16 protein-coding genes are annotated in these 20,197 nt (G+C 40.1%); 4 read left to right on the top strand and 12 right to left on the bottom strand.

Annotated features, from left to right (window positions below; genetic code table 11):
* Positions 1-46: 46 nt before the first annotated feature.
* Together kduI and B4N75_RS03520 are read left to right on the top strand one after the other, a co-directional pair.
* The gene (kduI, locus tag B4N75_RS03525; RefSeq protein ID WP_296666979.1) at positions 47-889 is read left to right on the top strand and encodes a 5-dehydro-4-deoxy-D-glucuronate isomerase; all 843 of its coding nucleotides are present in this window, start codon (positions 47-49) and stop codon (positions 887-889) included.
* A 171-nt stretch (positions 890-1,060) separates the two neighbouring features.
* On the top strand, positions 1,061-3,142 hold the full coding sequence (locus B4N75_RS03520; RefSeq protein ID WP_296706585.1) for a glutamine synthetase III: 2,082 nt from the start codon (positions 1,061-1,063) through the stop codon (positions 3,140-3,142).
* Positions 3,143-3,343: 201 nt separating this feature from the next.
* Here B4N75_RS03520 and purD read toward each other — a convergent pair whose 3' ends face one another.
* On the bottom strand, positions 3,344-4,636 hold the full coding sequence (gene purD, locus B4N75_RS03515) for a phosphoribosylamine--glycine ligase (protein WP_296017615.1): 1,293 nt from the start codon (positions 4,634-4,636) through the stop codon (positions 3,344-3,346).
* Between the two features lie 248 nt (positions 4,637-4,884).
* On the opposite strand from purD, the gene B4N75_RS03510 reads away from it, so the two are divergent.
* Positions 4,885-5,343, top strand: a complete 459-nt coding sequence (locus B4N75_RS03510; protein WP_296706583.1) for a hypothetical protein — start codon at positions 4,885-4,887, stop codon at positions 5,341-5,343.
* Between the two features lie 124 nt (positions 5,344-5,467).
* Here the strand turns inward: B4N75_RS03510 and B4N75_RS03505 are convergent, their stop codons facing one another.
* From B4N75_RS03505 to B4N75_RS03480, 6 genes are all read right to left on the bottom strand, one after another.
* Positions 5,468-6,328, bottom strand: coding sequence for a flagellin (locus B4N75_RS03505; protein WP_296017626.1), 861 nt, complete (start codon positions 6,326-6,328; stop codon positions 5,468-5,470).
* Positions 6,329-6,573: 245 nt separating this feature from the next.
* Positions 6,574-7,161 (bottom strand): recombination mediator RecR, encoded by a 588-nt coding sequence (gene recR / locus B4N75_RS03500; RefSeq protein WP_288516216.1) that lies wholly within the window; start codon positions 7,159-7,161, stop codon positions 6,574-6,576.
* Between the two features lie 2 nt (positions 7,162-7,163).
* Positions 7,164-7,460, bottom strand: coding sequence for a YbaB/EbfC family nucleoid-associated protein (locus tag B4N75_RS03495; RefSeq protein WP_078931019.1), 297 nt, complete (start codon positions 7,458-7,460; stop codon positions 7,164-7,166).
* The gene (gene dnaX, locus B4N75_RS03490) at positions 7,447-9,357 is read right to left on the bottom strand and encodes a DNA polymerase III subunit gamma/tau (RefSeq protein ID WP_296666990.1); all 1,911 of its coding nucleotides are present in this window, start codon (positions 9,355-9,357) and stop codon (positions 7,447-7,449) included. Before dnaX ends, B4N75_RS03495 begins: the two co-directional genes overlap by 14 nt.
* A 76-nt stretch (positions 9,358-9,433) precedes the next feature.
* The gene (locus B4N75_RS03485) at positions 9,434-10,210 is read right to left on the bottom strand and encodes a TPM domain-containing protein (protein ID WP_296706582.1); all 777 of its coding nucleotides are present in this window, start codon (positions 10,208-10,210) and stop codon (positions 9,434-9,436) included.
* A 27-nt stretch (positions 10,211-10,237) separates the two neighbouring features.
* On the bottom strand, positions 10,238-10,858 hold the full coding sequence (locus B4N75_RS03480) for a LemA family protein (RefSeq protein ID WP_296017648.1): 621 nt from the start codon (positions 10,856-10,858) through the stop codon (positions 10,238-10,240).
* Between the two features lie 234 nt (positions 10,859-11,092).
* Here B4N75_RS03480 and B4N75_RS03475 point away from each other — a divergent pair, with 234 nt between their 5' ends.
* On the top strand, positions 11,093-11,692 hold the full coding sequence (locus tag B4N75_RS03475; RefSeq protein ID WP_296017656.1) for a shikimate kinase: 600 nt from the start codon (positions 11,093-11,095) through the stop codon (positions 11,690-11,692).
* An 11-nt stretch (positions 11,693-11,703) separates the two neighbouring features.
* On the opposite strand, the gene B4N75_RS03470 is transcribed toward B4N75_RS03475, so the two are convergent.
* From B4N75_RS03470 to B4N75_RS03450, 5 genes are all read right to left on the bottom strand, one after another.
* Positions 11,704-12,252, bottom strand: coding sequence for an FKBP-type peptidyl-prolyl cis-trans isomerase (locus tag B4N75_RS03470; protein ID WP_296017661.1), 549 nt, complete (start codon positions 12,250-12,252; stop codon positions 11,704-11,706).
* Positions 12,253-12,261: 9 nt separating this feature from the next.
* Positions 12,262-14,046, bottom strand: coding sequence for a GGDEF domain-containing protein (locus B4N75_RS03465; protein ID WP_296017667.1), 1,785 nt, complete (start codon positions 14,044-14,046; stop codon positions 12,262-12,264).
* A gap of 86 nt (positions 14,047-14,132) precedes the next feature.
* Entirely contained in the window at positions 14,133-15,887 is a 1,755-nt protein-coding gene (locus B4N75_RS03460) for a cation:proton antiporter (protein ID WP_296706581.1), read from the bottom strand.
* Between the two features lie 163 nt (positions 15,888-16,050).
* Positions 16,051-18,189 carry a flagellar assembly lytic transglycosylase gene (locus B4N75_RS03455; protein ID WP_414718208.1) on the bottom strand — a complete coding sequence of 713 codons (2,139 nt, stop codon included), beginning with the start codon at positions 18,187-18,189 and terminating at the stop codon, positions 16,051-16,053.
* Between the two features lie 52 nt (positions 18,190-18,241).
* A complete protein-coding gene (locus B4N75_RS03450; protein WP_296706579.1) occupies positions 18,242-20,041 on the bottom strand; it encodes a LysM peptidoglycan-binding domain-containing protein in 1,800 nt (599 codons plus the stop codon).
* Between the last annotated feature and the right edge of the window lie 156 nt (positions 20,042-20,197).

The raw sequence follows: 20,197 nt of genomic DNA, 5'->3' as shown, positions 1-20,197 counted from the left end.
GAAGTGCGATTTTAATTTTATAAAATTTTATTAAATGGAGAAAAAGATGGATATTCGCTATTCAACTGGAAAAGAACCTTTTAAAACAATGACAACCGAAGAACTTCGCAAAGAGTTTTTGATTTCTAATATTTTTGTAAAAAATGATGTAAGCGCAGTTTACAGCCACATTGACCGCATTGTAACTCTTGGAGCAATGCCTGTAGATAAGAAAGTTAAATTGGACAAAAATATTGATCCAATGAAAGATTTTGGAGTTGACTTTTTCCTCCAGCGCCGTGAACTTGGAATGATTAACATTGGCGGTGACGGAATTGTTGTTGCTGACGGCGTTGAATACAAAGTAAATCATTACGACGCTCTTTATCTTGGTGCCGGAACAAAAGACGTTGTTCTCGAAAGCGTAGACAAGAAAAATCCTGCAAAATTCTATATGAACTCAGTTCCTGCGCACGTTTCTTACCCAAGCCGCGTAATTACTTATGAACAGGCAAACCACGTGCATGCAGGTTCTGCCGCAGAATCAAACGACCGCACAATCAACCAGTACATTCACCCGGATATTTTGGAAACATGCCAGCTTTCGATGGGAATGACCCATCTGGAAACTGGTTCGGTTTGGAACACAATGCCGGCTCATACACACGAACGCCGTATGGAAGTTTATTTCTATTTTGATTTGCCAGAAGACCAGATTTTGTTCCATTTTATGGGCGAACCTCAGGAAACACGCCACATAGTAATGCACAATGACGAAGCTGTAATCAACCCTTCTTGGTCAATCCATTCAGGTTGTGGAACAAGCAACTACACATTCATTTGGTCAATGGGTGGCGAAAACCGCACATACACAGACCAGGACTGGATTCGTACAACAGATTTGCGCTAGTAAAAAACTAAGCACAAAAAATATTAAATTATTAGAAAGCCCGGACTTTTTTGAAAGAAAATTCAAATTAGTCCGGGCTTTTTTTTGCGTGCAGTTTAAATAAAAACAAAAAATTGATATACTTTTGTGCAAAATTACAAATGTTCCGCGGTTGCGGGCAGTGAGGGTGGTATGATTAACGTTCCTGAAATGTTTGCGTGCATGGTTTTTAATGAAAGCGAAATGAAAAAAAGGCTTTCTGCGAATATTTATGCCTCTTTAAAAAAAACCATGGTGGAAGGCTGCCCGCTTGAACTCGGTGTTGCAAACGAAGTTGCCAATGCTATGAAAGACTGGGCGATTGAAAAAGGCGCAACTCATTATTCGCACTGGTTTCAGCCTTTGACTGGAATTACTGCCGAAAAACACGACAGCTTTTTGACGCCTGCTGCTGAAGGCAAAATTATCATGAGTTTTAGTGGAAAAGAACTTATAAAAGGTGAACCAGATGCCTCGTCTTTTCCGAGCGGCGGTTATCGTTCAACTTTTGAAGCCCGCGGTTACACAGTTTGGGACCCGACTTCATTTCCATTTGTAAAAGACCACACTCTTTGTATTCCAACCGCTTTTTGCTCTTACAACGGCGAAGCCCTCGACAAAAAAACTCCGCTTTTGCGTTCTATGGAAAGCTTAAACCGCCAGTCCCTCCGGATTTTAAAACTTTTCGGAAATTCTGCTAAGCATGTGACGACAACAATGGGCCCTGAACAGGAATATTTTTTGGTTGACGAAAAACTCTATGCCAAAAGACGCGATTTAAAAATGACCGGCAGAACGCTTTTTGGTGCTCATCCTGTAAAAGGACAGGAAATGGACGACCAGTATTTTGCCGCAATTAAGCCGCGCGTAATCGAATATATGGAAGATTTGAACGAAGAATTGTGGAAACTTGGAATTTACGCAAAAACCGAACACAACGAAGCCGCTCCAGCTCAGCATGAAATGGCTCCAATTTTTACAACTTCAAATCTTGCCGCAGACCAAAACCAGCTTACAATGGAAGTTATGAAAAAAGTTGCGCGCCGTCACGGTTTAATCTGCCTTTTGCACGAAAAGCCTTTTGAAGGCGTAAATGGCAGCGGAAAGCACAACAACTGGTCGATTGCTACCGATTCCGGCGAAAATCTTTTTTCTCCAGGAACAACGCCGATGGAAAATGCGCAGTTTTTGCTCTTTTTGACGGCGGTTATAAAGGCTGTAGATGATCATCAGGATTTGCTGCGCGCGATTGTTGCAAGTGCCGGAAACGATCACCGTTTAGGAGCGAACGAAGCACCTCCAGCAATCATGTCGATTTACGTTGGCGACGAGCTTGAAGCAATTTTAAAGGCAATTAAGGACGGCAAGCCTTACACTGGAAACGGAAGCAAAAAAATGTCGATTGGCGTAGACGTTTTGCCTGCAATTCCAAAGGATTCGACAGACCGCAACAGAACTTCGCCATTTGCCTTTACAGGGAACCGCTTTGAATTCCGCTCAGTAGGTTCAAACCTGTCAATTTCCGGTCCAAACACGATATTAAACGCAATACTTTCTGATTCCCTCTCAAAATTTGCAGATGAACTCGAAAAAGCTGAAAATTTTGACAAAGAACTTCAAAATCTCATTAAACGCGAAATTACCTCTCACTGGAGAATTTTGTTCAACGGAAACGGTTACGGCGAAGAATGGATAAAAGAAGCCGAAAAACGCGGACTTAAAAATTTCCGCACAACTCCTGACGCCATGGCTCATTATCTGGACAAAAAAAACATAGAACTTTTTGAACAGACAGGAATTTATTCCGAAGTTGAAATGAAAAGCCACTACGACGTAAAACTTGAAAAATACTGTCAGGTTTTAAACATTGAAGTTGGAACAATGATTGAAATGGTAAATAAAGACATTGAACCTTCTGCGCTTAATTTTCTGAACAAACTTACGGACACATATTCAAAAATGCCGGCAGACCTTCCGTTTGAATACGGCAAAAATCAGATAAAAAAAGTGTCTGCTCTTTTGAACGAAGTTGAGCAAAAAAAGCAAAAGCTCGACGAACTGCACATTCAGGCACAGAAAAAAACTGAGCTTATGGAAAAAGCCCAGGATTATGCAAAAAAAATCCTTCCTGCAATGGAAGATTTGCGCTCAAGCGGCGATTTGCTCGAAGAGCTTTTGGGCCAGGAATACAAACCTTATCCAAGTTACGAAGATTTGCTTTTTAGCGTTCAGTAAAAAACGGGTGTTCCCGAAGGCAAAGCCTTCGGTCGCTACGTCCATGGTTCGCTGCGCTCATTCCTGCGCCTTGCTCCGGAACGCGCCTTCGGCGCGCCATTCCCATCGCTAACACAAAAAAAAGACTGCCAGATAAAATTTTACGCTTTATCAGGCCAGTCTTTTTTTATTCTATATTATTTTGTTACAAAAATTTGCTTTTTAATTTGATTCTGCTGCTCCCGGAAGACCAATGTCTTTTCTGTAGAACATTCCTTCAAATTTTATGCCTTCGAGAGCAGAATATGCTTTTTTCCAGGCTTCGTCAAAGCTTGAGCCGTGGGCCGAGCAGGCAAGAACGCGTCCGCCGCTTGTAACGAGGACATTGTTTTCATTTTTTACAGCGCCGGCAACAAAAACTTTTGCACCGTTCTTTTTTATTTTTGCCGAATCAATAGAAATTTCTTTTCCTTTTGGATATTTAAGAGGATAACCGCCGCTAACTGCAACAGGAGCAACCTGAAATCCTTTTTTCCATTGAAGGTTAAAGTCAGAAAGAGTTTCTCCTGTAATTGCAAGACAAAGGTCGGCAAAATCAAAATCCATCATCGGCAAAACAGCCTGAGTTTCCGGATCTCCTAAGCGAACATTGTATTCAAGAGCTTTTGGACCATCTTTTGTAAGCATAAGTCCAAAGAAAATAAATCCGCGGTAGTCCATTTTTTCTTCGATTAAACCGCGCAATGTTGGCTCAAGAATATTTTTTTGGAAAGCGTTCATTGTCTGTTCAGTAACATCCTGTGGAGGACAGATTGCGCCCATTCCTCCGGTATTTGGACCTTTTGCGCCGTCGAGCAGTCGTTTGTGGTCGCGGGCTGGCAAAAATGCCTTTATGCAGGCTTTGTTTATTTTTGCGGAATTTTCCGTAACGCTTACAGCCGCAAGAACCGAAATTTCAACTCCCTGCAAATAATCTTCGATAACGAGTTTTTTTCCGGCATCGCCAAATTCGCCGTCCATCATATCATTTACGGCTTTGAGGGCTTCGTCAACGGTTTTTGCAACAACAACGCCTTTTCCAGCAGCCAGACCGTCAGCTTTTACAACGATTGGAGCTCCATGATTTTTAACATATTCGAGCGCATTTTCTTTATCTGTAAAAGTTTTTGAAGCGGCGCATGCAACGCCATATTTTTCCATAAAAACCTTAGAAAGATCTTTTGAAGCTTCGAGGGCGGCACCTTGCTTTTTAGGACCAACTGTCGGAATTCCTGCAGCCCAAAGTTTATCAGCGATTCCTTCTGAGAGAGGATCTTCCGGACCAACAACGGCAAAATCAACTTTTTCATTTTTTGCAATTTCAATAGCATCGCCATTCATATTTTTGCATTTTGCTTCGTCGGCAGTTCCGCCGTTTCCAGGAACACAGATAATTTCTTCAATTTTTGAACTCTGTGCTAATTTCCAGGCGATTGTGTGCTCGCGTCCGCCACTTCCAATAACAAGTGCTTTCATAAAAAATCCTCAATAAAATCAAAAAATTCAAAAAATCGCTACAAGATTTTTCGGAATGTCCTTACACTATAGCGAAAAAAACGATTTTTGTCAGACTTTGGACGAAATTTTATTGTCCAACCGGTGTTTCGGCGTTGTCATTCAAAATAAAATCCGTTTGATTTTATTTTGAACGCCTTCGGCGCGCCTACACCCCGGCGTAAGTTTTTCAGAAGATAAAAGATTTGTTTTTATGTTAGAATAATTTTATGAAAGATTTTTTTACTTATCTTGCGCTTTTTTCTGTGGCAACAATTCTTGTTTTTTTGCTGCGCGGACTTTACTTAAACAATTTGTCAATTCAAAATAAAAAAACTGCCGTCAAAAATTTAAAAAAACAAAAAACTGCAAATGGCGGTTTGGGTTTTGTACGTTGCCCTTTGTGCAATACTCCGCTTGCCGTTGGCGAAGATTTATTTAGCCGGATTTTTAGACCCATGACAGTTTCTGACCAGCGGATGTATGTTTTAGGCTGTCCTCATTGCTATCCGGACAAAAAAAACGGCGTCCAGAGAATTTGCCCGGTTTGCCGAAAAAATGTTCCTGTAGAAAGCTATTTAATTGCAAGACTTTTTAATAAAACCAGCGACCACAAAAAACACGTAATTATAACCGGCTGTCCGGCCTGCTGCGGTCCCAAAAAAATTGATAAAAATTGCCATAAATAAAAAAACTGCCCTTTACGAAAAGTCTAGTGTAAAAACTTCAAACTTTTCAGGACAGTTTTTTCTGTGGACAATCCAAAGCTAATCAAAAACTTTTTTGGACTGCCCAGATATTTTAACTTTAAGCCTAGCGGAGCAAACTGAGCACATTCTGTGAACTCTGATTTGCCTGAGCCAGCATAGCTGTTCCAGCCTGTGTAAGAACCTGGTTCTTTGTAAAGTCAACCATTTCTTTTGCCATGTCTGTATCGCGGATGCGAGATTCAGAAGCCTGGAGATTTTCAGCGCCAATGTCCAAACCAACAACTGTCTTTTCGAGACGGTTCTGGTAAGCACCGAGGTCAGCGCGCTGTTTGTTAATCTTTTTGAGCGCTTCGTCGAGAGTTCCAATTGCGCGGTTAGCATCATCAGGAGCTGCAAGAGTAAGGATTTCTTCTGAGCCTATGTTGCGGAGTCCGAGAGCTGCCGCTGACATTGTTCCAATAAAAACCTGAGTTCTCTGATCCATGTTTGCGCCAATGTGGAACCACATTGAGCCTGTAACTGTATTTTCTCCTGTTGGTTTTGCAAAGCGGCCTGTGAGCATATTCATACCGTTGAACTGAGCCTGAGAAGCGATGCGGTCAACTTCTGCAACGAGCTGGCTTACTTCAACCTGAATCTGCATGCGGTCTTCGTCTGTGTAGATTCCGTTTGAAGACTGTACTGCAAGTTCACGAATTCTCTGAACAATGTCAGTTGTTTCCTGCAAATATCCTTCAGTAGTCTGAATAAAAGAAATACCGTTCTGAGCGTTTGTAGAAGCCTGGTTCATACCGCGAATTTGTGCGCGCATTTTTTCAGAAACTGCGAGTCCAGAAGCATCGTCACCTGCGCGGTTGATTTTCATGCCTGATGAAAGCTTTTCCATGTTTTTTGTTGTGCTGAGTTCTGTGAGTCCTGTAGAACGATTTGCAAACTGAGCACTCATGTTGTGATTAATAACCATAATTTATCTCCTTAAAATCGTCAAGGACGGCGAGATACAAAGCACTTTGTGCTTTGTGCGATAAAAATGCACGAATGTATTTTTATCACACCTCCTTGTAAGATCTGGTTAAAATACTACAGACTTGCTTTTTGTAGGCAACGTCTTGTAGTCCCCGGGTTTACCACCCTATATATAACATATCGGAGTTTGAAAAATTGACTTTAGAAAAAAAAGAAAAAATATTGAGAATTTGCCAAGAAAATTTAAAAACTACTTCTTCCACGGAATGAACGTGCTAAGGTTAATTTGTCTATGTATTCGAGGTCGCCACCGACTGGAAGACCGCTTGCAAGTCTTGTTACCTTCACGCCGGTTGGCGCAAGAACTCTCTGAATGTACATTGCGGTTGTATCGCCTTCGACAGTTGGATTTGTCGCAAGTATAACTTCTTTTATTGTTCCTGATTTTACTCGTTCTACCAAGCTTGCAATGCGCAGTTGCGAAGGCCCAATTCCTTCAAGCGGTGCAATAACTCCGCCCAAAACATGAAAAAGACCGTTAAATTCGCGGGAAGAGTCGATTGTGTTTACGTCCTGAGGCTGTTCGACAACGCAGATAACGCTTCTGTCGCGCAATGGATCGGAACAAATCGGGCATGGATCATTTTCTGTCCAGCTTCCGCAGATTGAGCACGGTTTTATAATTTCTTGAAGATGGTCAATTTGACTTGCAAACCTTTTTACCCACAGATTGTCTGCTTTTAAAATATAATTTACAAGTCTGGCGGCGCTTTTTTTGCCTATTCCTGGCAACCTGGAAAAACTGTCTGTTAATTCATCAATTGCATTCAAAATTACAGGCCCATTCCGCCCATAAGCGGGCCAGCTTTTTGTTTTATAAGTTCCTGAACTTTTTCGAGCGCGTCATGGTTTGCAGAAACAATCAAATCCTGAAGCATATTTACATCGCGCGGATCAACCGCAATCGGGTCGATTTTAATTGCGGTCATTTCAAGCTGACCGTTCATCGTAACTTGAACCATATTTCCGCCAGAAGAACCTGTTACGCTCAAATTTTTCAAGTCTTCGCGCATCTGGTTCATTGTTCCCTGTAAATCTTTGAGATTTTTCATCAAATCAAATGGATTCATCTTCTTCCTCTATTATTTCGTTATTAAAGTTAGAATTTTCAATATTTTCGTCTGATTCATCATCAGTTTTTTCGTTTTTTTCAGGTTTAGGCGACTCAGTGCGTTCACCTTTAGAAACAATCTGCCCCCTAAAAATTGAACACAAAAGCTGCACTTCGTAAGGCGCATTTTCCAAACTGTTTTCTTTGGCCGCCTGCTTTATGCTTACGCTGAATTGCAGATTTTCGCCGTAATATTGCGAAATTATTGCAGAAATTTGAGCGGCCTGTTTTTGCAGCTGCGACTGCGTAAAATTAGAAGCAACCGTTGTTTTTACAGTGTTTCCGTCCAAAACCCATTCTGCGGTCTGAATAAGCGTTGTTGCGAGAATTGCAGTTTTTTCGCTTTTAGAAAGTTCTGAGAGAATCGTTTTTTTTAAAGCCTGCATGTCGCGGACAAATCCCGCTGGCTGCGAATTTTGCTTTGGAACAGAATTTTCCTGTTGAGAAAGCCCCAGGTCATCAGGAGCGTAAGAACCTTCTGGCGCGTAATTTTCAAAATCGCTAAAATTTTCAATTGACTGAGCCGCTGCTTGATCAGGCGGTTCAGCTCCGCCATTGCTAAAAGACCGGTTTTCTGTCTGTGGAGCCACCTTTGGTTCTGGAGAAATAAAAATTCTTGGTTTTTGAGATTGAGACTGCATTTGTGGCTGTTGTTGAGAAGCTTGTGTCATTTCCAAAGAAGAATTTTGTGCTTGACTGGATGGTTGTGCATTTTGCAGTAGAACAGCCTTTGTTTTGTCGATTGCAATTTTTACTTCGGCAGGCGAAACATACTGACTGAGCCAGCTCAAACGGCTGAACGCAAGTTCAAGTTCATAACGCGGACTGAGCGAATATCTTATGTCGCGGTAAAGCTGCAGAAAAATGCTTACAGCTCGTTCAATTTGAATCGAATTCCAGGCAGACAAAACCTTTGCGCTAAAACGTTCAGCGCTCTGTCCCAAAAGCGACTCTTTTGTAATTCCATTTTTTATAAGCAAAAGTGAACGCAAATAATCCGTTGCATTTGAAATCAACTGTTCAATCGAAATTCCTGCCTGCAAAAACGAATCAAGTTTTTCGAGCGCAGATTGAGTTTTGTTTTCAGCGCAATCCTCAAAAATCTCATTCAAACGGTCAACGCCGACAAGTCCGAGTTTGTCGCGGATTTTGTCGTAGGTGATTTTATCTCCGCTAAAAGCCGCAACTTGATCAAAAAGAGTGTAGGCATCGCGCATTGAACCTGTAGATTCCCGCGCAATCCAATAAAGAGCTTCATCTTCTGCTTGAATTCCAATTTCTGAAGCAGCCAAAGCAAGCTGTTCTTTTACTTTTTCTACAGGTACCAGACGAAAATTGAATTGCTGGCACCGGCTTTTTATTGTCGCTGGAACTTTTTGAAGTTCTGTTGTCGCAAAAATAAAAATAACATACGGAGGCGGCTCTTCAATTGTTTTTAAAAGCGCGTTAAATGCTGAAGTCGAGAGCATATGAACTTCGTCAATAATATAGATTTTATAACGGCAACTTTGTGGCGGAAAAAGAACTTCATCCTTTATTTGTCTTACATCGTTTACAGAAGTGTTAGAAGCACCGTCAATCTCGATAACGTCGGTACAAGTGCCTTTTGTAATTTCAAGACACTGCTGACAATGTCCGCAAGGAGAAGCAGTCGGACCTTCAGCACAGTTTAGAGCTTTTGCCAAAATGCGTGCGGTTGAAGTTTTACCGCAACCTCTTGGACCCGAAAAAAGGTAGGCATGTGCGATTTTTTTAGATTGAATGGCATTACGGAAAGTTTCCGCAACAAATTCCTGACCGACAAGATCTTCAAAACGTTGAGGTCGCCGTCGGGTAGCTGTTACTTCATAAGACATAGAAAAAGAATACCTTAAAAACTGTAAATTCTCAATATCGAGGGAAAATTCATCTTAAAAAGAAAAATCAAGTGTTTTACCAGCCGCCACTGGCTCCGCCTCCGCCAGAACGGCCGCCTCCACCGCCGCCGAATCCGCTTCCGCCGCCAAAGCCTCCGTGTCCGCCAAAACCGCCTCCTCCGATAAAAAATCCGCCGGTTGGAGGGCGCCGGTTTCTTCCGTTTTTAGAATCAATTACGCTTCTGGAAATTACAAAAATCAAAAACAAAACCCAGATTGCAAAAGGAATCAATGCCGGAAAAATATCATCATCGTCTTCTTCAGAAGAATCGACTTTATTTTTAATTTCTTCGTTTCCAGTTGCATAGCCTGCGATAAGGTTTATGCCTGTTTTTATTCCTTCAGAATAGTTGAACTTTTTAAAGTCTGGCGCAATAAAATTCCGGATTATAAGTCCGCATTTTGTGTCCGTTAAAACTCCTTCAAGTCCGTATCCAACTTCGATTCTTACTTTTTTCTCGTCAAGGCAGACCAAAAGCAAAACGCCGTTGTCTTCTTTTTTTTGACCCAAGCCCCATTTTTCAAAAACATCAGAGGCATAATCTTCTATTGTCGCGTTTGTTCCGGCAACTTTTTCCAGCGATTTTACTGTAAAAACCGCAATTTGAACGCCAGTCTGCCGGTTTACGCTTTCGAGATAAGAATTGAGTTCGGATTTTGTATTTTTGTCGATGATATTTGCGCTGTCCATAACCCAGGCAGTTTGTTTAGGAATATAAACTTCTGCAAAAAGCGAAATAGGCAAAAAAAACGCAAAAATAAACAAAAAGGACTTTAAGTTTTTTCTATTCATTTTCCAAGTTCTCGAATCTATTTTATCTTAAAACTGAACGACAGGCGCTTTTGAGGCAGTTGAATCGGCTTCAAAATATGCTTTTTTCTCAAAACCTTTTCTTTCGGCAATAATACTTTGCGGAAATTTTCGGATATAAGAATTGTAATTTTTTGCAGAATCGTTAAATCGTTTTCTTTCGGTAGAGATTCTGTTTTCTGTTCCGGCAAGTTCATCCTGCAGGGCAAGAAAATTCTGATTTGCTTTTAATTCAGGATAATTTTCGGAAATCGCCATCAATCTTTGCAATCCAGAACTTAATTCACCTTGAATTTTTTGATATTCTGCAAATTTTTGAGGATCGTTTGTAATCGAAGCGTCGATATTTACAACTCCTCCGAGCTTTGAACGTGCTTCTGCAAGCTGTGTAAAAAGAGAGTCTTCGTGTTTTGCATAGGCTTTTACAGAATTTACAAGGTTTGGAATAAGATCGAGTCTTCGCTGATACTGGTTTTCGACCTGGCTCCAGGCGCTAGAAACATTTTCGTCCAAATCGACAATTTTATTGTAAGTTCCGATAGTAAATTTATAAATGATGCCCAAAACAATAACGACAACTGCAATAACCGCGAAAATTTTAAAAGACGATTTTTTATTTTCTTCAGACATAAATGCTCCTGTAAAAGCCTTCTTCAGTTTGGCTTTTTAAGTTGTTTCGCAACAAAATGTGAAACAAAATTTGATAAAAAATTTGCAACGCAAACTTCTAGATAAAAAAACTGACCTTTTAGACAGAAATTTTATTCAACGTTTCTATATCAACAGAATATTTTCTGTAATATAATAAAAATATAATAATAAACCTTAAAAATTGCAATTTTTTTGATATAAGGTAATAAAGTTATGAAAAAATGTATAGTTTTAATGGGAATAAAACATTGCGGAAAATCAACACAGGCAAATTTTTTGTCAGAATATTTTAAAATTCCTTCTTTTGATACAGATGATTTGATTTTTGAATTAACTGGAAAAACTCCACGCCAAATTTACACAGAACTTGGAGAAGAAGGTTTTAAAACTGCAGAAAAAAACGCGTGTCTTGAATTAAAAAACCGCCTTGAAAAAATTCAGCAGACTGAAAATTCAAAAAAATACATTGCTGTCGCAGCAACTGGCGGCGGAATTTGCAATAATGCCGAAGCAATAAAAATTTTAAGTGAAATTGGAATTCTTGTTTTTTTGAATGCCGATGAACATATAGCTGCAAACCGCATTGTAAAGGAAGTAAAAATTGATGTAGATGGAAAACTTTCTAATCTTCCAGCATACATTGCAAAAGAAAATCCGCGCACAATAAACGATGTACGGGAAAGTTTTCATAGATTTTATGTTGAACGGCAGAAAATTTATCGTTCAAGCTGCAATATTTCTGTTGATATGAAAAATGCGCCAAAAAACGAAAACCGCGACTCGATTATAGAGTCGCTTTCAAAAACAGAATAAAGGCTTAGAAACTATTCTTCGCAGCCGCCACAATTTTCGCAGCCACCGTTGCTGCATCCGCCGCCACAACCACCGCAACTTCCGCCGCAGCCACCACAACCTTCTGCTGTGTATGGAGCAATTTCTTCTTCAGTTGCATCGCGAACGTCAACAACTTCAACATCAAAATGCAAGTTTTTGCCGGCAAGCTCATGGTTTGAATCGATTGTAATATTTTCTGGCGTAACTTTTGTAACTGTAACGAGCATTGCCCCGGTTGGAGTGTCTGCCTGAAATTTTTGACCAACTTCGATTTCTACGCTTGTGTCAAAACGGTCGCGTGGAACTTCTACGACATATTCCTGTCTGTATTCGCCATAACCGTCTTTTGGCTCAATTATTGCGGAAAATTTGTCGCCCTTTTCGCGGTTTTCAAGCTCACGTTCCATTCCAGGAATAAGCATTCCTACTCCGTGCAAATATTCAAGAGCTTCTTTTCCTTCAGAAGAATCGATTATGTTTCCATCGTCGTCTTTGAGAGTGTAATGGATTTTTACCATTTTATTCTTTTCGATTTTCATGATTTTTCCTTAAAAGATTATTTTTTGTGGGTTACTATTATACAAAAGATTTAATGCGCTGGCAAATATTGCAATGCAGTTTATTTCGTACTCTGCCCATAACTGCGAAATTTTGGTGTGATTAAAAGTTATAAGAGCCTTTATGTTTTCGCTTGTTCCTAAAATGCATTGCGCTGTAGATTTTATGCCGGAAAGTTCCATTTCCTGTCTGAAATTTGAATTGTTTTTAAGTGTGCTTTCAATAAAACTGTTTGTAAAATAATTCTTGCCATTGAGGAGCTTTTTAAATTCGTTGCTTTTTGCGTAATTTGCGTTTTGATGATTAACAAGTTTTTTTCCGAGAGAAAATTTGGCCTTTAAATCATCTCCGGTAAAAACTGTTATGTTGTCCAGATTAAATGTTTCTTTTAAGTGAATTAAAATTCTTTCAACAGTCTTTTTTGGAGCAACCACAATATCCTGCATAAATTCTGCCATGTATTTTAATTCCTGAACTTCGCGGTCAGCATATTTTACAATATCGTTTGCTTGAACAGATTTTCGGAAAAGTTCTGCATGCAAGTCGTTGCGGAAAAATACATATCTGTTCCGGCCTTTGTCTTTTGCCCGATAAAGTCCAAAATCCGCCTTTTTAAAAAGTTCATTGTAAGATTTTCCGTTTTTAGGAAAAACTGCGCAGCCAATCGAACAGGAAATTGAAATATCGTCGAATTTTCCAGCAAATTCATTTTTGATTTTTAAGAGGATCGAATGTAAAAAACCGCGTAAAATCGTTTCATTTTCCATTCCGTAAGAAACAATTAAAAATTCATCTCCACCATAACGGCCCACAAGACCTCGTTCACCTATTATTTCTTTTAGAATTTCTCCAGTTCTCGAAAGAACCTTGTCGCCTGCCAAATGTCCAAAAGTGTCGTTTACAGATTTAAAATGGTCTAGATCCATAATTACAAGCGCTGAATTTTCTTTTTTGTGCTCTTCAAAAATTCTTTTTGCATACGTTGTAATTGTTTCTTTGTTAAAAAGTTTTGTGAGAGAATCTGTGTGCAGCTGCTCAATAACGTATTTTTGCTGGCGGAATTGTTCGGCATTTTCTTTAAGGATAATTCTTCCTATAACCGTCAATTCCCCGTTAGAAACAAAACGAATTCCCAAAAAATGAAGGTTTTCGAGAATTTCCGGGTTATTTGTGCGGATTGAAGTGTAAAAACTTGCATTTATTTCTTTTGGACAGGTTTTTACTTTTTCAATAAAATTTAAAAAGGCCGATTCTTGATTTTCTGGAATAAATTTTTGCTCAAGACAGTATTTTTTCCATTCATCAATATCACATTCGTAAAGGACATTTTTTTTATTGTTGTAAAATTGCGTAATTTTTATAGAATTGTCATTTTCATGATAAGAAAAAGTGCAGTCGTTTTGAATGCTTAGCGCATAAACAAGTTCGTCTGTGTCGTTATTTTGTTTTTTTATGAATTTTATGCACTGTTCAATATCAATCATTTTGAGACAGACGGATTTTTGTCCTTTAAAAATGCTGTCGTATGCCGTAACAAAATTTGTTTTTAAGGTGCGATAATTTTTTTTGAATTTTAAAAGCTTGTATTTGTTCTGCTTATTTTCTGAAAGAAGAAACTTTTTTAGTGAACTTAAACTGCCTGTTCCAGTAAAATCATCGACTGTCTTTATGTCGTGGCCTACGGCATCAAAATAGACATAAAATTCACGGTTTGCATCGAGAATTTCAAATTTCTCATTAAGATATACGCATTTTATGTCTACTTTATTATTCATTTTAAACTCCGCGTTAACGGTGAGCCAAAGGATGCCTCTTTTTTGTCCGTATTTTAATTTTACATGTTGTTATAAAAAACGATTTTCTATGCCATTGCCGCGAGCTTGTGCTCAAGCGCAACAATTCTCTGGTGCAGATAATGGTCTACGGCATATTTTTCCAGAATTCCGAGAGGCTTTCCGTCTTTATCCACAATGCTGATTGCATCAGTGTCGTAGTCATCAAAAAGTTTATATGTCTCTGGAAGCGGAGTATCCGGAGTGCAGGTTAGAGCCGGTTTGTCCATAATATCCATCGAAAGCATATAGCTTCCCATTTCGCCGATTTGCATGGCTTCTTTTATGTGCTCAATGCTTATCTGGCCGGCAATTTTTCCGTCTGAACCGCGGACTGCATAATTCATATTTGAATGTTGGCTGAATGAATTGATGATTTGTCCGACCATGTCAGTTTCGTTTACAATCGCATAATTGTCTGGTGAACAGATTTTTTCGCCGTCAACTTCTACGTCTTTTACAAAAGTCGTCTTTATTAAATCTTCGGCCGTCACATCCAAGCCGGCTTCTCCGGCTTTTGTGATTCCGTAGCGGACACAGATTGGCCCGATTATCTGAACGATAAATGTTGTTGCCGTAATAATCAGCATTATTTCGCCGCCGATTGTATCTGCAAAATCACGGCCTGCCGATGTGCTTAAACCGATTGCAACTCCAGCTTGGCTCAAAAGACAGTACGGAAGATATTTGCGGACTGTATCTGGAGCTTTTGTAATATGCGCTCCGAGTTTTGAACCGATTGTTTTTCCTAATGTTCTTCCTCCAATGTAGAGAATCGCGATTAAGATAAAAAGCGGTTTTAACTGCCAGACGTTGAGTTTTGCGCCTACGTTTACAAAGAAAAGGACATAAATAGGCGGAGTGTATTTGTCTACAAGCTTGAACATATTTTTGACTTTTGGAAGCGAAAAGTTCGTAACGTAAAAGCCGATTGTCATTGCCGCCATAATGTGGTCAAATTTTAACAAAACAGGTCCAGCGGTAAAGTGGGCGAGAGAGCAGATTCCTGTCGAAAGGAACAAAAGTCCAAGACTGAAGCCCAAAACCCTGGCGTCGTCGCTCATCATTCCTGTAATGATTTTTGTAAGAATAAATCCGATTATAAGTCCCAATGCGATTGAACCGAAAATTTCAAAAGCAATTGAACCCAGCTGTGCGAAAACTGGAATTGAACGTCCTTCGAGGAGAGGGGAGGCTATTGCGGTTGCGATTGTGTATGCAATAAGGGCAAAACCGTCGTCCATTGCAACAATGCCGAGTGTTGTCGTTGTTACAGGACCTTTTGTTCTGTATTCTTTAAGAACATCGGTTGTTGCTGCCGGAGCTGTTGCCGTACAGATTGCGCCGAGCAAAAGTCCAAGGCTGAGAGAATAAGTTGCATTTTTTGTAATTATAAAAGTTGCGCCTCCTACGAGAACTGCAACGACAAAAAACGGAACAGTTGTTTCTCCGAGAAGAATCCCGATGAACTGCTTGCCGTATTTTTTTATAACGTCAATTTTGAGCTCTGCGCCGACCAAAAAACCGATAAGCGAAAGTGCGATTGTGTTGATTGGATCGAGAGAATTTATAAGTTTATCTCCGAGAATTTTAAATCCAGAGGAACCGATTATGATTCCGATTACGATGTAACCGACAACCTGCGGAATTTTGAGTTTTTGAAAAAGTCTTCCGCCAAAGGAACCAAAAAAAATCATCAATCCTAAAAGGAATACGATTTGACCGCCCTGCAAGTTTAGAAAGTGCATTTGCGCAGGAAGAACGCCAGCCAATGGATTTTGCATAATTTACCTCGGTTTTTTATTATAGTGAATTGATGAAGATTGTGCAAAATAACGGACAAGGGGCTGGAGCACCGCCAAAGGCGTCGTTTTGCGCAGCAAAATGATGGAGCGCGTAGACGCGTAAGTGCGCAAGACCCGGTTTTTGCGAAGCAAAAATGGCCCCTTACTTAAAAAGTTCTCTTACGGTTTGTGCCGGAGTGATTTCGTAGTACAAAAATCCGTACATTGCGGCGGCTCCGATGAGTTTTCGGCCGTATTCGCGTGTTTCCTGGAATGGAAGCGTTTCTAAAAACAAATCCATGCTCATTTTTGGAGGGCGTTTCCAGCGGCGGACATTTGTGAGTCCTGCATTGTATGCAAAAAGCGCGGAGAGGATTGATTTATTTTCTGAGCGTTCAATAAGGTTTGCAAAATAATGGCTTCCAAGGCGAATATTTGTCTGAGGGTCAAGAATGTTGTAATCTGCAGGCAATTTTAGTTTTCGGGCTTCGTCTGCGGCGGTCGAAGGCATAAGCTGGGTTAAACCGCGTGCTCCTGCTGAGCTTCCTGCTTTTTCGTCAAAAAAACTTTCGCTTCGGATTAAAGCGTACAAAACTGGCTCTGAAATTTTGTTTTCGGCACAGGCGGCTTCGACAAAATTTGAATAAAATCTTGGAAAATTTAATTCTAAAAGTTCGTAAGGAATTTTTCCTGACCAAAAAGTTTTTGTTCTGGCGGCGATTCTTAGGCTTTGAACGGAATAACTGCTGTCAAATTTTCCACATTCGTTTAAAAAACGGCTTGCCTGAATGTTTGCGTCCATGCTCAAAACGGTTCTGTCTTTTAGCCACTGTGGATAAATTTTTTGAGGAAAGCCGTAGGCGGCGTAGCCTGCGAGCAAAACTTGAGAGTCCTTGTCTTCTGTAAAAGTTTTTTCGGTTCCGCCGGAACATAAAATGTCTGTCACATAGGTTTTGTCTACAATGTTCATTCTCTCGATTGCGCAGACTTTGTAGTAAAGGCTTGAATTCCCGCTCAAAACGCGGGTGTAGGCGGCAACGGCTTCTTTTGTTTTTGGAGCGCCGTCAGTTTCGCCGTAGCCTTCTTCTAAAATTCTGCCGGAAATGTATGCGTATTTGCAGGCGGTTTCTTCTGAAGCGTGGCTGTCAATAAGTTTCCAGACGTTGTAAAAATCCTGCCATTTTTCGTGTCTTAAAAGGAGAACTGAAAAATTGTCAAAAAAATCGTCAAACCAGGCTCTGTTGTAAATCCGTTCAGAATATTTTTTTAAGGTTGATATTATTTCGTCGGTCGATATTCTAAGCTGCATATTCAAAAGGTACCAAAGCGCGTTGTCGAACCGTTCGTTGTCGGTTGTGCAGTCGAGAGCGGATTTAAAACGCTGGGCAGCTTTTTCTTGGAAACGTCCAGCTCTGTCGTAAAGCCTGGCTGCGTAAAAATATGCGCAGTATGCAAGTTCGTAAAGGCTTTGTGCAGAATTTTGCGTTTCGGCTTGAGATAAAAGTTTTCTTGCTTGCAAAACAAAATCTGATGCAAGCGATTCAAAATACTGCGCGCTTGTCTTAAAGTCGCCCGTGCCGTAAAGAGCTGCTTTTCCAATATCGCTCAAAATCTGATAATGCGGCTCAGAATTTTGATTTTTGTAGAGATTTAGAATGTTTTGGATTTCGTTGAATGCAGTCGCATAATTTCTGTTAAAAACCAAAATTCTAAAATTCATAATCTGAATATCTTGCGGCAAATCCTGGGTTTTTGCGGAATTTAAAATATTCTCGGTTTTTGAAGAATTTCTGAGAGATTTTAAGTATTCGCCATAAAAAGTTATATGCGTCTGAGTGAGCGGCCGCGAAGTAAACCATTCAAAAAGCTCATTTTTTAGGCGGGCGTCTTTTTTTTTGAGCAGACTTTTGAGCCTGAGTTCAACGAGTTTTTCCGGGGCGGTTTGCAGTTTTATTTTTGAAGTTGATGAAATTATGCGAGAAAATTCATTCTGCTCAAAGAAAATTTTTGCGCTTGTAAGAAGAGCCTGGTCATCGCCGTATTTTGCTTCGAGAATTTTTGCTGCATGGTTTCGCTCTGTCACGTTTCCGAGCAAGGTTAAATTTTCTGCGGAAAGACGGGCAATTTTCGGGTTTGATTTTTTTGTGCTTTCCTTAAAAAGGCGGATGGCGTTTTTTTCATCATTTTGTTCAAGCGCTTTTAAAGCCATAAAATAAGCGTCATTTTTGCCAAACTGCTTTTTTAAGGACGATGCGCGGGAATCTTTGCAAGAGGAAAAAAGTGTAAGACATAAAAAAGCCACCAGCACAGACCGATGGCTTGAAAATTTCGATTTATTCAAGTTTGCGCTCGACTTATTCAACCGGAATTAAAATATCTGTGCCAGAAATAATCAGGTCAGGATTCTTGATTTTATTATATCTTGCGATTTTTTTATACCGCCATGGATTTTTGTAATAGGCATCTGAAATATCCCACAAAGTGTCGCCCCAGCGGATTCTGTATTTTATGTCTTTTGCTTTTTCGGCAGTTTTCGGAGCTGGAGGAACAGGAACAACAGCTTCCGGTTCAGGAGCAACTACGACAGTGTCTTCGACCGCTTCTGGAGCAGGTTTAGGTTCTGCTGCAATTTCTTTGTTCTGAATGTCCTCCGGTTGAATATCGGAATTCTCTGTTTGAGAATTATTTTCCGACAAAACTTCAATTGGCTCTTTTTCTTTGTGGTTTTTGAGCAAGTTGTATTTTGAAGGAACCACAAAAAGAATAAGCAAGGTTGCAATTACACAAATTATTGCGCATACAACGCAGATAATTACAGGAACGCGGGTTTTCTTTTTAGTTTCTTCTTCATCGTTATAAGAATTGTTTTTCCCGTCTAAAGTTTCTTTGTCGTAAAGATCAGAAAAATCCATTGCCGGACTAGCAGAACTATCTGGAGAATCCAAAGCCGAAGTGTCAAAATCGATTTCGTTGTTGGTTGAATCAAGATTTGTCTCGTTAAAAACAGGATCGTTTTTAAAGGCGGGATCATCAAAATATCCGTTCAAACCCTCAGGTTTTGCCGAATTTTCATTTTCCTGTTTTTTTTCTGTGTTGCTGTCAGCAACAGTTTCGTCAAAATCTGGAAGCTCAAAGTCTTCTGATTTCAAGTCAGAAAAATTGTCATTTTTCAAATCTGCAAAATCATCATCCTTCAAACCGGAAAAATCGTCGTCAGTTTTGGAATCCAAATTGTCTTCTGGAAATTCTGGCAGTTCAAAATTGTCCGCAGCGTCAAAACTATCTGCCTCTTTAGTTTTTTCAGAATTTTCTGGAAAGTCAGGAATTTCAAAATCTTCGGAAACAATATTGCTGTCGTCCGCTTTATTTTGCTCGGCATCTAAAGCGTTGTTTTCCGGTTCAAAAACAGTTTCGTCCGGGCTCGGAGCAATTCCGGCGTTCTGTTCGGTTTCTGTTTTTTCTTCGGCTGGAGCGGCCGCTTTTGCGTCAAAATCCGGTTCATCTTCAGCCTTAAAACCTTCCGCCTGAGGCTCATCGTTTTTAGAATCAGGATCGACTTCCGCAACATCGTTTTCGAGTTCGCTGTCAAAACTGAACGGAACGGTTTCAAATTCGAGTTCTTCCGGTTTTTCAGAGCGGCCGCTTTCTTCGGATTCCGAAAAATCTGAATCTTCGACAGTTTCTGCCGCAAAATCATCTTCAGCAAAAGTCGGTTCGTCAAGCCCGGCAGCAATTTCCGGAATTTCATCAATTTTTGCTTGCTCGGCGCTGTCTTTTTGTTCTTCTGAAAGTTCAAAATTGGCAGGATTTGCGCGTTCAGCGAGCGTTCTGCTTACGAGAGTAACGCTTGTTTCGCTTTGACGGCCAGTTTCTTCATCAATCACTTTTGCATCGAGCTCATTATTTTCGTTCAAGGAAACAGAAAGGTGCAGGTCAGCTTCGCCATTTGGATGCGGAACAAGATTAGAAACTTCCAGAGTATCAACGTATTGAGCGTCTTCCATTGAACCACTTTCAGAACGGTACAAGTCAATCTGAACTTTAGTCTGTCCGTCTTTTACAGTTGTTAAATCGAGCTGGTAAGTTTTTGCAGTTCCCTCTTCAAGAATTGGATAAAAAGAACCGTCTGCAAGTTTAATACCGATTGTTTTCATAAATTACCTCGAAAGAAAAGCGGCCAAAAAAGGCTATTCAATTAGAGTTTCGGCAAAAAAATCAAAAACCAATAGAGATTTAAAATTTTTTTGAGACTTTGGAGCGCAATTTGCTCTCAAACCGGCTCTTACTGCAAGTCCTCCTTCGCTCCGCTC

The organism is Treponema sp. UBA7570 (assembly GCA_002477955.1).
Classification (GTDB): domain Bacteria; phylum Spirochaetota; class Spirochaetia; order Treponematales; family Treponemataceae; genus Treponema_D.
This window is presented reverse-complemented; position numbering and strand designations above follow the sequence as displayed.

Bases quoted from the DNA above. Each gene is read 5' to 3' on its own strand.
- kduI (WP_296666979.1), top strand. From the start codon at position 47: ATGGATATTCGCTATTCAACTGGAAAAGAACCTTTTAAAACAATGACA.
- B4N75_RS03520 (WP_296706585.1), top strand. From the start codon at position 1,061: ATGATTAACGTTCCTGAAATGTTTGCGTGCATGGTTTTTAATGAAAGC.
- purD (WP_296017615.1), bottom strand. From the start codon at position 4,636: ATGAAAGCACTTGTTATTGGAAGTGGCGGACGCGAGCACACAATCGCC.
- B4N75_RS03510 (WP_296706583.1), top strand. From the start codon at position 4,885: ATGAAAGATTTTTTTACTTATCTTGCGCTTTTTTCTGTGGCAACAATT.
- B4N75_RS03505 (WP_296017626.1), bottom strand. From the start codon at position 6,328: ATGGTTATTAATCACAACATGAGTGCTCAGTTTGCAAATCGTTCTACA.
- B4N75_RS03495 (WP_078931019.1), bottom strand. From the start codon at position 7,460: ATGAATCCATTTGATTTGATGAAAAATCTCAAAGATTTACAGGGAACA.
- dnaX (WP_296666990.1), bottom strand. From the start codon at position 9,357: ATGTCTTATGAAGTAACAGCTACCCGACGGCGACCTCAACGTTTTGAA.
- B4N75_RS03485 (WP_296706582.1), bottom strand. From the start codon at position 10,210: ATGAATAGAAAAAACTTAAAGTCCTTTTTGTTTATTTTTGCGTTTTTT.
- B4N75_RS03480 (WP_296017648.1), bottom strand. From the start codon at position 10,858: ATGTCTGAAGAAAATAAAAAATCGTCTTTTAAAATTTTCGCGGTTATT.
- B4N75_RS03475 (WP_296017656.1), top strand. From the start codon at position 11,093: ATGAAAAAATGTATAGTTTTAATGGGAATAAAACATTGCGGAAAATCA.
- B4N75_RS03470 (WP_296017661.1), bottom strand. From the start codon at position 12,252: ATGAAAATCGAAAAGAATAAAATGGTAAAAATCCATTACACTCTCAAA.
- B4N75_RS03465 (WP_296017667.1), bottom strand. From the start codon at position 14,046: ATGAATAATAAAGTAGACATAAAATGCGTATATCTTAATGAGAAATTT.
- B4N75_RS03460 (WP_296706581.1), bottom strand. From the start codon at position 15,887: ATGCAAAATCCATTGGCTGGCGTTCTTCCTGCGCAAATGCACTTTCTA.
- B4N75_RS03450 (WP_296706579.1), bottom strand. From the start codon at position 20,041: ATGAAAACAATCGGTATTAAACTTGCAGACGGTTCTTTTTATCCAATT.